Raw genomic sequence first — 14,992 nt, forward strand, 5'->3', positions numbered from 1 at the left:
TGAAATTATTTATTTTTTAAGATGTCAATACACTATCTATAAGCGATTCCAAATCATGACGGTCTTTAATAGTATTGATCCACTTTGAGGTGTCATGATTATCTACAAAGGAATTAAAGGCCTGACTCACTTCTTGCTTATTAACCACAGGCAAAGTATTTATGACTGCTTCTAAATTTGCCAGCAATTGAAGGGGCGTTATTTTGTCTTCACTCAGGATAAATGCAATTTTAGCAGTCAGATCCAAAAACTTCAAATAATTAGCTTTTGTAGTGATTGGCTCAGAAATGTTCAGTCTTTTGAAAACCTCCTTCATAGACCCTCTTGTTTGTGGGCCAGAAATACCATCGATTATCACCGACTTTCCATAAATATACGTCAGTACCCTCTGAAGGTATAGGGTAGCCGATTTTGAAGATTCGTGATAATCTACAGCGACACTCATGTCCATATGCCAATGGTCAGCATGATGCGGATAAAGATGGTTTAAAACAATTCCAAAATGCTTCCGAAGTATGGATTCGATACCTAGATAAAGCAGTTTTTGGTGCACAAAGTTTAAAGTGACCAACGATTTTTCTTTCCAAAATATAGCATCCAAATCAAAAGCACAACCGTGAGCATGCTGTCCAGATTTCGCTACAAATATCCCTGCCGTGTTGATGGCGTCAGGAAGACCTAGCGGACAATGATTAAAAACTTCTTCAAACGTATCTTCAAGAACCTTTAAAAAAATATCATCTATTGAAAAATGGCGTTGTTCACCAATCGTGCCATAAGGGTGATTGGTCAATCTTGCGTAATGCAAAGGAATTCCGTTAATAGAATTAATTGATTTCATGGCTAGTGGTTATAGTTTTTAATTCAGCTTGTATCTCTTCAATCTGATCAGTAATCAGCTTGCTTCGGATCACACGATCATAGTAAGTAATCGTACTTATGCTTAAATGTCGTGCCAAGGTGGGTTCATAGGTTCGCCAGATAGTACCGTTGTCATTAATTTGCTTTTTGACCTTTGCATTCTCCTGATCCAGAAAATATTTGAGCTCTATAATTTGATCAGCATCGGTCAAATCACCTCCCAAAAACGTTTCTACCTCCTGTAACTCAATTTGAAAGGGCAGATAGATGGGTATATAACTCACTAAAGGATCCTTGCTCCAATCCGTCAAGAAATCACTTAAATAATTCGGTATTTTATCCAAATTTAAACCTGTTTTAAGATCGGCTACAATATTATCCTGTTCTCTTTCTTCAATTATAAAATGCGCAATGTCCTTTTCTTTTTTAAACTTTTGAATAAGGTGCCATATATAATTGTTACGCCCATTAACAATTTCAACAAAGATTTTTTTGGTAGTATTCAATGTGGAATCCTTAAGCAAATAAGTGTGCAAGTCTATAGAACTCAACAGTCCGCTATTGTCAATGGCGCCAGCATCGATATAGTGGCCATAGTTTTTAATTTTTGCGGCGGGACTGAGGGCCGGAAACCTGTTGGTGGACGACACCGCCTCATAAAAGGCAATGGAACCGTTATGCAGCTGGGATAAGTTATCGGAGTTATAAAACAAGGTGGAATCTTTTGGATATTTTATCGAGAAAAAAACCCCTCGTTTTCCATTCGTTTTGGCAGTATTGATTATCAACGATGGGAAATAGTGGTTTTTATTGTCAAAAATATGTGTTTTCCAATAGGCATTAAAGGACAAGGAATCTAAGGTCATCGCTGTTTTGCTCTCTAATATATTTCGATAGGTCACCATCGCATAGTACGATCGGTCTTTATATTCTCCCATTTTATTGAAAGGAAAAAATTTTCTAAATCCATCAAAACCAAAGGTCAAGGCCAGATCTTTTGAAGCAAAATTCTCAGTGGCTACTTCGTCAATTTTAGTTCCTATAGCATTGTAATCATTCATGTATTGGCCAACCAAAACGGAATATAGAGATAGCCCCATCATGCCTCCTGATGCTCCAGAAAACGAGATGGTCTGATTAAGGAAATTCGCGTCAGTCTTCATCTGAATTTCATTTAACACCTTCATCGTCCAGATATTTGCCTTTAGACCTCCCCCATGTGCCGCTACAAAAAAGAGCGGCTTATGCGTGCGTTCCCTGAGTTTCACTTTAAATGCTTCCATTTCTAGAAGTTTTTCATGACCTGCTTTCGGGTACACTTTCAGCTCATGAATGGCACTTTCTGAATTTAAGGATATTATTCCAAGCACAATTACCAACATGGTACTCACTGAGGCAATCAGGCGCCTGCGTTGGGAAAAATTCCTTTGTTCTGTGAGGGGCACCAGATGGTGTCTATTTTTCTGTTTTACTCCAGAATTGTATAAGTAACTCTTATCTGTAACGTAGGGGATTTTTTCTAAATCCGTTTGCTGAGTTTTGAAAATAGACAGCATAAAATAATATTTTACCAAACATGCCAATATATAGTAGAAAATAAATAAATAACTCAGTAAAATCAGCATGGCATTGGCCTGTTTCCAATTGTAGAACACCGCAAGATTACTATTGATCAAAAACAGTAAAACCACAATGGCAACTACAAAATAATATCTCAAGTACCCCACGCTACTGCTCAATGCGTTTAGTTTATAATACACCGTTATCACTTGCACCCTAAACACCCGGAATAAAATATACATCAATGCAAGTAAAAATGTAAACACTTGAAGCCACCAATACCCGGTATAGCTAAAATTTAAGTTGACCATCATGACAATCGCAAAGACTATAACCATACAAATACTCAATAAAAGGGCTGTGACTCCAAGTGTGACAAATTTCTTCTTTTCGGCTTTTACAAACTTTACTTCTTCCGCATCATCTTCAACATCAATTAGTTTATCTTGATAGTCATCAAATTTATCGAGCAGAACAATTAAAAATAGTGCAGGGATAACCGTAAAAAAAAGCGACATGCCTTGTATAAATCCTATGGGGAAACCACTAAAAACCAATTTTGGATAAAATGTCTGATAAATGTAGTAATGCCAAATTATAAAAATGACCAAACCCAAAAAGTGCCTGAAAAATTTCGCTTTATAATCCTGTTTATAGCTTCTATCGATTTTGGAAAAAATAAAAATTGCGTAGCCAAACTATTTGTAGGCGTACCATTGGTGGTCGTCACGACTGTCATTAATATTTTCAGCATAATAAATATATCGTGGATAATGGGACAGCACTGACGCAAAAACAGCGATGAGGATAAAACAGCAGATTAACGAGAACGTATCGTTTTCTATCATATCTACTAGTCACGTATTGGCCTGCTCCATGGCCTGAACCAAGAGCAGGATAATCCCAAGAAATAAAAGACTTAAGTATGAGGACTTTCCAAATTTCCCAAAAGCGGAAATAATTTTGTCGACGAAAGCTAGAAAGCGAAGTGCTAATTTTCCTATATTTTTTAGAAACATAATTAGTATTTAAAATTTGTACTCTTGTGGGGATCAAGAATTAATTTTAATTAAGCATAGGGAAACTATAGTTCTAAGCTACAAAAAAATCAGTTGATAATGTGTTGTCTCTTTAATTATTATGCGATTACCGACTTGTTTTCCAAAAAGATAGCTTCTAAAGACGATTTGAAATAAGAATTATCCATTTCCATTTAAAGGCGCGCAAAATAATTTAAAATAGAAATAAGCTCCACCGCTGTTCATTTCAAGAATACTATTCAAATTTCCATGACAAATTTTAAAAAAACCTATCTTAGGTGCATCAACCATTCTATATGAGCAACGTTAAACGTATTGGTTTTCTTTTAGGCCCATTGGCCTTTATCTTAATTCTATTATTTTTTAAGCCTGAGGGACTTTCTACCGAAGCTAGAGCCATCTTGGCCTCTACAGCATGGGTGGCCATTTGGTGGATTACTGAAGCAATTCCTATTGCAGTGACAGCCTTGTTGCCCATTGTGCTTTTTCCGTTATCTGGCGGATTGGATCTGGACACTACAACGGCATCCTTTGGACATAAATATATCTTTCTATATATAGGCGGATTTATTATTGCCATAGCTATCGAAAAATGGAATCTTCACAAACGGATTGCCCTAAACATCATCAATTTTATTGGTTCTGATATTAAGAAAATCATCCTTGGTTTTATGATTGCCACTGCTTTTTTGAGCATGTGGATTTCCAATACCGCAACTGCTGTCATGATGTTACCTATTGGGATTGCTATAATAACCCAGCTCAAGGACAATCCTAATACGATTGAAAATGATACTATTATGTTTGGAAAAGCATTGATGTTGGCCATCGCCTATAGTGCTTCCATTGGTGGCATTGCTACCCTTATTGGCACGCCTCCAAACTTGGTGTTGGCAGGAGTGGTCTCGAATATCTATGATTATGAAATCACATTTTTACAATGGTTTATGTTTGGTTTTCCTATTTCGGTGGTGTTACTCTTTATTTGTTGGAAATACTTAACCAAATTTGCTTTTAGTTTTGAACAAAAGGAATTTCCGGGAGGCAAAACGGAAATAAAGCGCTTATTAAAGTTACTCGGTAAAATAAGTTATGAAGAAAAAATTGTAGCTGCTGTTTTTGGAACGACAGCGTTCTTTTGGATTACCCGTTCCTTTCTATTTGATAAATTAATTCCAAAATTGGATGATACCATTATTGCCATCATCTTTGCCATTGTGCTATTTCTCATTCCTTCAAAAGATAAAAAACAGGCATTACTGACCTGGGAGGATGCCTTAAAACTACCTTGGGGAATTCTTTTGCTGTTTGGTGGTGGCTTGGCGATTGCAAGCGGATTTGAATCTAGTGGGTTAGCAGTCTGGATTGGCAATCAAATGACCGTTTTTGTTGGTTTGACAACCATTCTTTTACTCCTATTGCTGATTGCAGCGGTCAATTTCTTGACGGAGATCACTTCCAATACCGCTACAACCGCAATGTTGTTACCCGTTTTGGCACCCATGGCGGTGATTGTAGATATTCATCCCTTTGTTTTGATGGTTGCAGCGGCGGGAGCAGCATCTTGCGCATTTATGTTACCCGTGGCAACGCCTCCCAACGCTGTGGTTTTTGGATCGGGGTATTTACGGATTCCTGATATGGTAAGTAAAGGTTTTGTAATGAACATTATTTCAATTGTCATTCTTACTTTATTTGTGTATTTTTTATTGCCTATTCTTTGGGATTTGACGGTCGAAGGCTTTCCGAATGCTTTAAAGAGGGAGTTTATTCCTGCAGCACTGAGCACATAGATTGAACAGGTTTTCACGATTTATTGGTGATACAAAGAATACTAACGACAGCGAAAAACAACCTTTTAAATACTAGGAGTTGTAACAAAGAGTTACACAGAGAACAATCAATAGAAAGGTGTATAATTTGTTCCGCTGCGTTTCTGCGATAATAAGCGAAGCTTACACAAAGTTCCACAATGAATAACAATACGAAGCATTCTACACAAAAATTCCGCGCCTCCGCGAAAAATTTAAAATTTATTTTGCTCCAAATTTCTGCACGAACTCTAAAGCTCGTTTTTCATTATAATAAAATTCACCACGTTGTATGAACCCCACATGACCACCATATTTTGGCATTTCTAAATAAAGATGAGGATTATTTTTGGCCGCTTTAACAGGAAAACACTCTGGAGTTAAAAATGAATCATTGAGGGCATTAATAATTAAAGAAGGAATCTTAATATTGGGAAGGAACTGAAGACAGCTACTTTGCTCGTAATAGTCCTGGGCGTTTTTGAATCCGTGGGCTCTTGAGGTATAGATTTCGTCAAAATCGTTTAAAGTCCTAATGGAATCCACTTGCTCTACAGATATTTCATCCGGGAATTTATTCTGCTTAATCCTGAGGCTATTTACCAATCCTTTTTTAAATCGGTCATGAAATGGTTTATTGATTAAGCTATGTAATTGCTTTGCGGAATGTTGCAAACTACAGGGCACAGAAATGCCAATGCATGCTTTAATTTCCGCCGGTATATCGTCACGCTCTCCTAGATATTTCAACGCTAGGTTGCCGCCCAAACTGACCCCAAAAAAGTAGATTTGAGCATAGTTTTTTTCTTTAATGGCATGCAAGATAATCGTGTGCAGATCTTCCGTAGCACCAGAATGGTAGGCATAATATTTACGGTTGGGTTCACCGCTACAGCCTCTAAAATTGACACTGATGGCGTCAACACCATTCTGATTGAACAATTTGGCGGCCCCAGTAAGATAAGGGCGTTGCCCATGGCCTTCCAATCCGCTTAATAAAATTATGACTTTATCAGATTTCCGTTTGGCGTAACTCCAGTCCAAATCGATAAAATCGCCATCAGGCAATTCCAATCGCTCACGCCGTTGTTCTAAATTGACTTTTCTGAAAAGTCCTGAATATACAGTGGCGACAAAAGCTTTACGAAATAAAAAGCGTGCTTTAAATGTGGAATCGAGAATGGGCATGTTAGAGATATGCTTTTAAGTTGAATAAGAAATTTTATGTGATGCTTTTATCAGACTTCCAGATTAGTAAATTTGAAATTCTTTCCATTGAAAAGACCTTTATCGCTCAGTTTTAAGGCAGGAATCACTAAAAGTGCCATAAATGACAAGGTCATATAGGGTGCATTCAGGGTACTGCCCAATTTTTTGGCCATTTTGTCCAACTCAGCATATTGTTTTCCTACGGTTTCTCCATCTTGATCGCTCATAATTCCTGCAACAGGCAATGGCAAAACGTTTTCTTCTAAATCAGAAACAGCGCAAATGCCTCCTTTGTTTTTGATAAGCAAATTTACTGCTCTGCAAATATCAACGTCTGACGCACCTACTGCAATTATATTATGAGAATCGTGACCAACAGAACTGGCTATGGCACCAGTTTTGAGTCCGAAATTCTTTATAAACGCAAGAGCCGGTTTTTGGTTTTGATACCGATTGACTACCGTCATTTTTAAAATATCAGTTTTGACATTGGAGATCAAATTTCCATTTGCAATCATAGCATCTGCTATAATGTCATTGGTCACCAATTGGCCTTCCAATGCCTCAATCACACGGATTCGCTTAGCACCGGATTCAAATCTGAAATCTGAGGTTTCTTTTTTGGAGGTGTTGAAATTATTGAGGTTTTCAAAATGGATTTTTTTAATTAAAGACGTGCCCTTATCAAATACCAATTGTCCGTCAATATAAGTTTGTAAGGTTTTAAATGCTTTTAAATCTTCAACCATAATCATATCAGCGGCATCACCAATTTTTAAAGTTCCAACATCCAAACCATAATGTTTAACGGGATTAAGGCAGGCCACTTGTAGTATTTTGAAAATATCGATGCCCTTGGCTACCGCTCGTGCACAAAGATTATTAATATGATGCAGCAATAGATCATCCGGATGTTTGTCGTCACTACAAAACATCATATGCTCATAATGTTCAGGAAGTAAATTGATCAGGGCTTCAAAATTTTTGGCAGCACTTCCCTCTCGAATTAAAATTTTCATTCCTTTTTGAAGCTTTTCAAGGCCTTCTTCATAAGTAAAACACTCATGATCAGTGGTGATGCCCGCATTGATGTATTTTGTAATAGCATCTCCCAATACGCCTGGAGCATGACCATCAATAGGTTTCTTATAATGTTTTGCCCAAGCCATTTTCTTCATGACTTCTGCATCGTCAAACAGGACGCCCGGATAATTCATTAATTCTGCCAAATATTTAATCTCTGGATTTTCAAGCAGCGTTTTGATGTCATCAGAATCGATGACCGCACCGGAAGATTCAAATTCGGTTGCAGGTACGCAGGACGGCGCTCCAAAATTGAATTTAAAAGGGACTTCTTTACCATTCTTTATCATAAACTCAACGCCTTCAACACCAAGGACATTGGCGATTTCATGAGGATCTGAAACAGTGGCAACCGTGCCATGTTTAACCGCCAAATACGCAAATTCACTTGGTACCAACATCGAACTTTCTATATGGATGTGCGCATCAACGAAGCCTGGAAGAATATAGTGATCGACATCATGATCTTTATCAATGATATTGATGATTTTCCCATTTGCAACGGTAATTTCACCTTTAAAAATTCGTTTATTTTCTATGTCGACTATCTGTCCTTGTAATTTCATTTAGTGTAATTCTATTTTTAAAATTTTTGTAGTGTTCTCGGTAACTTTAAAGCGCTTATCGCCACGTTTGCCAATAACCCAAACCACATCGTCATTGGAAAAAAGAATCCAGGTGTTTTCCTTATCAATTAAAGAGAATTTTTCGTCCTTAAAAAATTTGCTCAACTTCTTTTTTCCATTCATTCCTAAAGGGTAAAAGAAATCGCCTGTCTGCCATTTTCTAAGAGTTAAAGGAAAGTTCAATTGATTGGCATCTATATAAACTATGCTTCGGGAGAGTTCAGATATAGCATCAACAGCTTCTAAAGTCAGGCTTCCAAAAGGCGCTATAATTGCTTTGTCTATTTGTTGAATGGAAATTTGATCTTCTTCAGATGTAGAATCCAATGCGCTCAACAACAAATAGTCGCGATCTTTTAGCAATCTATGGGTTGGAGAAAATACTTGTTTTCCTGACTGGGCCGCCAATAAATTGACGACATCATTCCAAGCTGTAAAATTAAAATCCTTGAGCAAATGAAAGAGATAGGCTTTGGGGTTGGAAAGTCTTTTCAGTTTTTTGATATTTAATTTTATCTGATCATTTACAACTTCCACAACTTTTCTCTGAACATCTACGATCCTATCCTCTACCAAATCTTGACTGTCCTGAAGGTTGGAAATAGTGGTTTGAAAGTTACGAAGCAGCTGAGGGTTCATTTGTTTCAAGGTTGGAATAATATCATGGCGCAGTTTATTTCGGAGATATTTTGTGGACGCGTTGCTACTATCTTCTTGCCATTTCATCTGTTTACCAATGGCATAAATTTCTAAACCCTCCCTTGAAAAAGGAAGCAAAGGACGAACCATTTTATCTGACACTTCAGGAATTCCGGTCAAACCTTCCAAACCAGTGCCTCGCGAGAGATTGATCAAAAAAGTTTCAAGATTATCATCTGCATGGTGTGCGGTTAGAATATAATCAAACTTTAACTGATCTGCCAATTCATAAAACCAATTATAACGCAATTCGCGTGCGGCCATTTGAATGGACATCCCGTGTTCTTTTGCATAAGTTTCCGTATCAAAACTTTCTATAAAAAGATCCAAGTCCAATTCATCGGCCAACTCCAACACAAATGCCTCATCAGCGTCACTTTCAGCAGCTCTCAAATTAAAATTACAATGGGCCAATGACACTTTCAACTTTAACTGATGACAAAGATGTGTTAAAACCACACTGTCCAGCCCACCTGAAATAGCGATAAGCAAACGGCTGCCATGGAGCATGTTCAAATGGTCATCGAGATGTTTTTGAAAGGATTCTAGCATTAGTCAAATTTTATACTCTCAATTATTTTGTAGAGTTCCTGCTGATCATCAGGATTATCGTATGAAGCTACTATTGAAATGGCAAAACCATGGCGTAAGGTTACAAAATACTCCTGCGTTAAGTTATAGCTTTCGTTGAATATTTCCATGCCCATAAATTCTTTTCCACCAATACTTTTAGTATAAGGTTCCTTTTTATAGTTAAGAGCTAAGGACGATTGATCCAGAAGTTGACGTGCTGCTGCGATATAATCTTTGGGAGTTCTCACTTTTGGAAACGCTTTAAGGTTTTCTGCATTAATTAGAAATGATGCATTGCCACTCTCAACTGAACCCACAGGAAATTTAAAAATAGTGAATAAATCAGCGACATTTACTTGTGATGCCTTTAGACTGTTTTTTAAGTTCTGATTCTCGCCAGCCAAAATATCTCGACTGCTTTCACTCATTTGACGCATCTCATCTTTTGACTGGACAGTCCAATCTTCATTAAATGACAAGTCGAAATTAAAAAATTCATTACTATAAATTCCATTTTCAATTTTGCCATAATCAAAATTTTCAGGAATTTGGACATCTTTCTTACAAGATGAAAAAAGACATAAAACACTCAGTATCAGCAGGATATTTTTCATGGGTTAAAATAATTTCAGTTATATAATTAGTTTTCAAGCACTTCTCGCATAGCTTTCGCCTTTATGAGGCATTCTTCATACTCTTCCAAAGGATCACTTTTTGAAGTTATGGCACCCCCTACAGAATAGGAGACATATTTATTAGCGGCATTATATAGAATGCTTCTGATGACCACATTAAAATCGAAGTCGCCCATCGGATTAAAATACCCAATCGCTCCAGAATATAATCCACGCTTGGTATCTTCAAGATTTTCTATGATTTTCATGGCCGATATTTTCGGTGCGCCCGTCATGCTTCCCATGGGGAAAGTGGATCTTAAAATAGAAACAGGAGTTATGGATGACTCCACTTTTGAGGTGATGGTTGAGATCATTTGGTGCACTTGTTCAAAGGTGTAAACTTCACATAATTCGGCTACCTTGACACTCCCTTTTATGGCGGTATGAGACAAGTCATTTCGAACCAAGTCGACAATCATAATATTTTCACTACGTTCTTTCAAGTTGATTTTGAGTTCATCCTTTAATTTTGCATCTATTACACCGTTTAAAGCGCGTTTTGCAGTGCCTTTAATAGGTTGTGAAATCACGATATTGTCTTTCTTCTTCAAATAACGTTCTGGAGATGCCGATAACGCAAAGTATTGATAGTTCTTTAAAAAAGCGGTGAATGGCGCCTTTGAGATGGTATTTAGTTTTTGATACGTTTCTATTGGATCAATAGTTACATTTTCAGCATAAAATTCTTGACAAAAATTGGCTTCATAAATATCACCTCTATGGATATGCGCCAGCATTGCATTCACTTTTTCAAGATAATGATCTTTAGTCACTCTTAATTTTATATTTATTTTGTCTGAAATTAAAACCCTTTGATCTTTCGTGAATTCATCTATTTCTTTTAAATCAGAGTCAATTTCGTCATCCACCATTTTTAGATAGTGCATTTCTACTTTATCGTCTTTAATAAGAAAGATTTTCTTAGGTTGGAAAAAGAAGAGTTCTGGAAAATTCAAGCCATCAAAATTGTTGGATTGTAAATTTTCAAGGTCATTTTTCAAATCATAAGTCAAATAACCAAAAATCCAATCGTCGGTCACCGTTTGGTATTCTTGCAGCTGATCAAATGCTAAATGAGTATCCGTTGTGATACAAGTGAGTGCATCTACCGCCAAAACGGCATCATAGTCGCTGTAATTTTGCTGATGATTATTAGAATCTAACCAAACTACTTCCCCAAATTTCTGACTCCATTGCAAAAGCTGGGTCTTAAAATTGGTTGATTTAATTGTAAAGGTATGTTGTGTTCTCAAGGTTCAAATTTCCGAAGTAAAGTTAATGAGATTCTACAAACTAATTAAGAACTTTGTACTTTAGTTAAAAATATTGAGACCATGTTTCGTTTAAAGAATTCCCTTTTGAAAATTGCCATTCATCCTATCGGTGCCGAATTGCAAAAAATTTCTGCCATCAAGAATAACTTAGAATTTATGTGGGATGGTAATCCAGAAATTTGGTCTGGCCATGCGCCCAATTTATTCCCTATTGTTGGTGAATTAAAAAATGGGATATTCATATTCGAAAATAAATCCTATCACCTATCAAGGCATGGATTTGCCAGACGCAGTAATGACTTTTCGATAGTTGACCAAAGTGACAAGCATTTAAGTTTTAAATTGAGTTCATCAAAAGAGACACTTGAAAATTACCCTTTTGAATTTGAATATTTGGTGACTTATGAATTGCATGAAAATCAAATCAAAATCACCTATACTGTGAATAATACAGATGATAAAATCATTTATTTTTCAGTGGGTGGGCATCCTGCATTCAAATGTCCTGTATATCCAGATGAAACTTATGAGGATTATAGTTTACAACTTGAACAACCTGAAACCTCACCAACGCATTTGCTTAATCTGAAAACTGGTTTGTTTACTTCCCAAACAGAGGCTGTTTTCAAATCGCCAAACTCCATTCCGCTCCATGCCCATTTGTTTGATAAGGATGCGCTTGTTTTCAAGGATTTAAAATCTAATAAAGTCACCTTAACGAGCAAAGCACATGGTGAAATTTTAAGGCTTGAGTTTAAAGATTTTCCGTTCTTAGGGATTTGGGCAAAACCAAACGCCAATTTTGTGTGTATTGAACCTTGGCAAGGTTTAGCGGATTCTGAAAATAGTACCCAAATATTAAAAGACAAAGAAGGCATTGTGGCCTTAAGTAAAGACAAGACCTACCATGCTTCTTACACAATTGAAATACACGAAAACCATCTAGTATAAGTTGATTTTTAGCTTTAACTTTGTGGCCTTGGAGAAAGTTGAGTATCAAGCCTACAACATTGGATTTTTATGTCAATTCACACCATATTATGTAACACAATAAAACACGAAACACTTTGAGCTTTAAAAACCTAAATTTAAATACCCCGTTATATAACGCCTTAGACGATTTAGGGTTTACTGATCCAACACCCATTCAAGAAGAAGCCTTTAACGTTGTAGCTTCTGGAAAAGATGTGGTGGGAATTGCGCAAACTGGTACAGGCAAAACCTACGCCTATATGCTGCCCATCCTAAAGAATCTTCCATTTTCAAAACAGGAAAATCCACGAGTGATGGTTTTAGTGCCAACGCGCGAATTGGTAGTTCAAGTGGTAGAGGAAATTGAAAAGCTTACCAAATACATTAATGTAAGAGTGCTTGGTGTCTATGGTGGGGTCAATATCAATACCCAGAGACAAGCAGTGGCTCAGGGCTTGGATATTGTAGTGGCCACTCCAGGTCGTTTATTTGATTTGGCGGTCAGCCACGTCTTGCCTTTAAAATCCATACAAAAAATGGTGATTGACGAAGTGGATGTCATGCTCGATTTAGGTTTTAGACATCAACTTTTAAATATTTTTGATATTCTGCCTGAGCGTCGTCAAAACATCATGTTTTCGGCCACCATGACTGACGATATTGATGAATTGATTACTGGTTTTTTTATAAATCCAGAAAAAATAACCATTGCGGTTTCGGGAACGCCCTTAGAAAACATTAGTCAAGAGCGCTATGATGTCCCAAATTTTTATACCAAAGTAAATTTATTGGAGCATTTGCTCAGTGATAAAGAGAGCTTTAATAAGGTATTGATTTTTGTGGCTTACAAAAAAATGGCGGATTTGTTGTTCGATAAAATCGAAGCACTTTTTCCAAATGAAAGTTGTGTCATCCACTCTAATAAAACGCAAAATTACAGGTTGAGAAGTATTGAACAATTTAGAGAAGGTACCAATCGATTACTGATTACGACGGATGTCATGGCACGTGGTCTGGATATTGACCATATTAGTCACGTCATTAATTTTGATACCCCTCATTTTCCAGAAAACTATATGCATCGTATTGGTCGTACAGGTCGTGCGGAACGTGAAGGTCAAGCCTTGCTTTTTTCCACCCCTGCCGAACAAGAATGGGTGACTGAGATCGAAAATTTGATGCAAATGGAAATTCCACTAATGGCAATTCCTGAATCCGTAGAAATTTCCACAGAGCTCATTGAAGAAGAGCGTCCACAACATAAAGAGCGTAATAATCCAATTAAACGGGATGAAGATGCCGCGGGCCCTGCTTTTCACGAGAAAAAAGAGAAAAACAAAAAGGAGAATCTTGGAGGTTCTTACCGAAGGGAAATCGTCAAAAAATATAAAAAACCTTTAACCAGAGGTGATAAAAACTATAATAAACGAAACAAGAAAAAATAGTATTCTAAAATCATGAGATCAATTTCATTACTTATAATAATTGCTGCGCTGTTTGTCAATTCAAATAGCTACTCTGCCAAAAAATGGGGAGCAACCGGGCATCGTGTGGTTGGAGCCATTGCGGACCAGTACACAACTAACAAAACTAAACGTCATCTTAAAAAAATATTGAACCATCAGTCCTTGGCTTTCGTATCGACTTTTGGAGATGAAATAAAATCAGATAAACGCTTCAAGGAGTTTAGTATTTGGCATTATGTCAATATGCCACTGGATGTAAAATACGAAGATTCCAAAAAAAATCCGGAAGGAGATTTGGTAAGTGGTATCGCGCAATGTAAAAGGATCATTAAGGATGAAAACAGTTCAGATGAGGATAAAGCATTTTACTTAAAAATGCTGATCCATTTGATAGGCGATCTACACCAGCCGTTACATATTGGTAGAGAAGAAGATAAAGGCGGCAACGATATTAAGGTGAAATGGAACTTTAGAGAATCCAATCTCCATAAGGTTTGGGACAGCCAAATGATTGAAACATACGGAATGAGTTATAGCGAATTGGCAGAAAATGCTTCTTATATCCCGAAAAATGAAGTTAAGGCACTTCAGCGTGGTTCTGTGATTGATTGGGTGAATGATACCCAACATTTAACTCGAGTAATTTATGATTCTATGGAAAAAGATGAGAATCTCCGTTACGAATACTCCTATAAATATTTGGACATTGCACGTACGCAAATGCAGATTGCAGGTATTAGGTTAGCCAAGGAATTGAACGACCTATTCTGAAAGCATCTATTTTATTAAATTTATACAGAGCGCTTCTTTTTGGAGCGCTCTTTTGGATCATTCTCAAAAGTTGTGTGTGAATTGAAATAGAATTCTGATTTTTGTTTAAAAAACAAGCTTTGGACAACTATCTAGACCTATTGAAATTGATTCTTCCTGAATTTTTGATTGACCACTTCGACCTTGTGAAGAACACCAAGAACGGCGAAGTAATGCATCTCTATTTTGAAGAGCGAAACACCCCACCGAAAGAGCAGACTTCCAGGGTATTGATAGCACATGGTTTTCACAAAGAAGTAACCATCCAGGATTTTCCATTGCGCGGAAACACGGTATATCTACACGTAAAACGGCGCAGATGGCTGGATAA

The 14,992-nt window shown here is 37.0% G+C and carries 13 protein-coding genes; 5 read left to right on the forward strand and 8 right to left on the reverse strand.

Features of this window, described 5'->3' with window-relative positions; translation table 11 throughout:
* Window positions 1-16 precede the first annotated feature (16 nt).
* The 3 genes from G525_RS0113530 to G525_RS22290 form a co-directional block, all read right to left on the reverse strand.
* On the reverse strand, window positions 17-841 hold the full coding sequence (locus tag G525_RS0113530; RefSeq protein WP_027126647.1) for a hypothetical protein: 825 nt from the start codon (window positions 839-841) through the stop codon (window positions 17-19).
* The gene (locus G525_RS0113535) at window positions 828-2,939 is read right to left on the reverse strand and encodes an MATE family efflux transporter (RefSeq protein WP_157491945.1); all 2,112 of its coding nucleotides are present in this window, start codon (window positions 2,937-2,939) and stop codon (window positions 828-830) included. Before G525_RS0113535 ends, G525_RS0113530 begins: the two co-directional genes overlap by 14 nt.
* Window positions 2,940-3,278: 339 nt before the next feature.
* Window positions 3,279-3,440: a hypothetical protein gene (locus tag G525_RS22290; protein ID WP_157491946.1), complete on the reverse strand. Its 162-nt coding sequence runs from the start codon at window positions 3,438-3,440 to the stop codon at window positions 3,279-3,281.
* A gap of 317 nt (window positions 3,441-3,757) precedes the next feature.
* Between G525_RS22290 and G525_RS0113555 the strand changes: the two genes are divergently transcribed.
* Complete coding sequence (locus tag G525_RS0113555) at window positions 3,758-5,254, forward strand: SLC13 family permease (RefSeq protein WP_027126650.1); 1,497 nt, start codon at window positions 3,758-3,760, stop codon at window positions 5,252-5,254.
* A gap of 240 nt (window positions 5,255-5,494) precedes the next feature.
* On the opposite strand, the gene G525_RS0113560 is transcribed toward G525_RS0113555, so the two are convergent.
* Genes G525_RS0113560 through G525_RS0113580 form a run of 5 tightly spaced genes read right to left on the reverse strand, consistent with a single transcriptional unit; the run spans window position 5,495 to window position 11,392 of the window.
* Entirely contained in the window at window positions 5,495-6,460 is a 966-nt protein-coding gene (locus tag G525_RS0113560) for a YheT family hydrolase (protein ID WP_027126651.1), read from the reverse strand.
* Between the two features lie 50 nt (window positions 6,461-6,510).
* Window positions 6,511-8,130 carry an adenine deaminase gene (gene ade / locus G525_RS0113565; protein WP_027126652.1) on the reverse strand — a complete coding sequence of 540 codons (1,620 nt, stop codon included), beginning with the start codon at window positions 8,128-8,130 and terminating at the stop codon, window positions 6,511-6,513.
* The gene (gene tilS, locus G525_RS0113570) at window positions 8,131-9,441 is read right to left on the reverse strand and encodes a tRNA lysidine(34) synthetase TilS (RefSeq protein WP_027126653.1); all 1,311 of its coding nucleotides are present in this window, start codon (window positions 9,439-9,441) and stop codon (window positions 8,131-8,133) included.
* A complete protein-coding gene (locus G525_RS0113575) occupies window positions 9,441-10,076 on the reverse strand; it encodes a hypothetical protein (protein WP_027126654.1) in 636 nt (211 codons plus the stop codon). The genes tilS and G525_RS0113575 overlap by 1 nt, the downstream gene beginning before the upstream one ends.
* Window positions 10,077-10,102: 26 nt before the next feature.
* Window positions 10,103-11,392 (reverse strand): anthranilate synthase component I family protein, encoded by a 1,290-nt coding sequence (locus G525_RS0113580; protein ID WP_027126655.1) that lies wholly within the window; start codon window positions 11,390-11,392, stop codon window positions 10,103-10,105.
* A gap of 81 nt (window positions 11,393-11,473) precedes the next feature.
* Between G525_RS0113580 and G525_RS0113585 the strand changes: the two genes are divergently transcribed.
* From G525_RS0113585 to G525_RS0113600, 4 genes are all read left to right on the forward strand, one after another.
* Entirely contained in the window at window positions 11,474-12,364 is an 891-nt protein-coding gene (locus G525_RS0113585) for an aldose 1-epimerase family protein (RefSeq protein ID WP_027126656.1), read from the forward strand.
* Window positions 12,365-12,480: 116 nt separating this feature from the next.
* The gene (locus G525_RS0113590; protein WP_027126657.1) at window positions 12,481-13,830 is read left to right on the forward strand and encodes a DEAD/DEAH box helicase; all 1,350 of its coding nucleotides are present in this window, start codon (window positions 12,481-12,483) and stop codon (window positions 13,828-13,830) included.
* 12 nt (window positions 13,831-13,842) lie between these two features.
* A complete protein-coding gene (locus G525_RS0113595; RefSeq protein ID WP_027126658.1) occupies window positions 13,843-14,622 on the forward strand; it encodes a S1/P1 nuclease in 780 nt (259 codons plus the stop codon).
* Between the two features lie 101 nt (window positions 14,623-14,723).
* Window positions 14,724-14,992 (forward strand): ISAon1 family transposase N-terminal region protein (locus G525_RS0113600; RefSeq protein WP_051209944.1); only part of this gene is annotated, 269 nt, incomplete at its 3' end.

Origin of the sequence: Gelidibacter mesophilus DSM 14095 (genome assembly GCF_000423005.1) — a bacterium.
In the GTDB taxonomy this organism is placed as follows: Bacteria; Bacteroidota; Bacteroidia; order Flavobacteriales; family Flavobacteriaceae; genus Gelidibacter; species Gelidibacter mesophilus.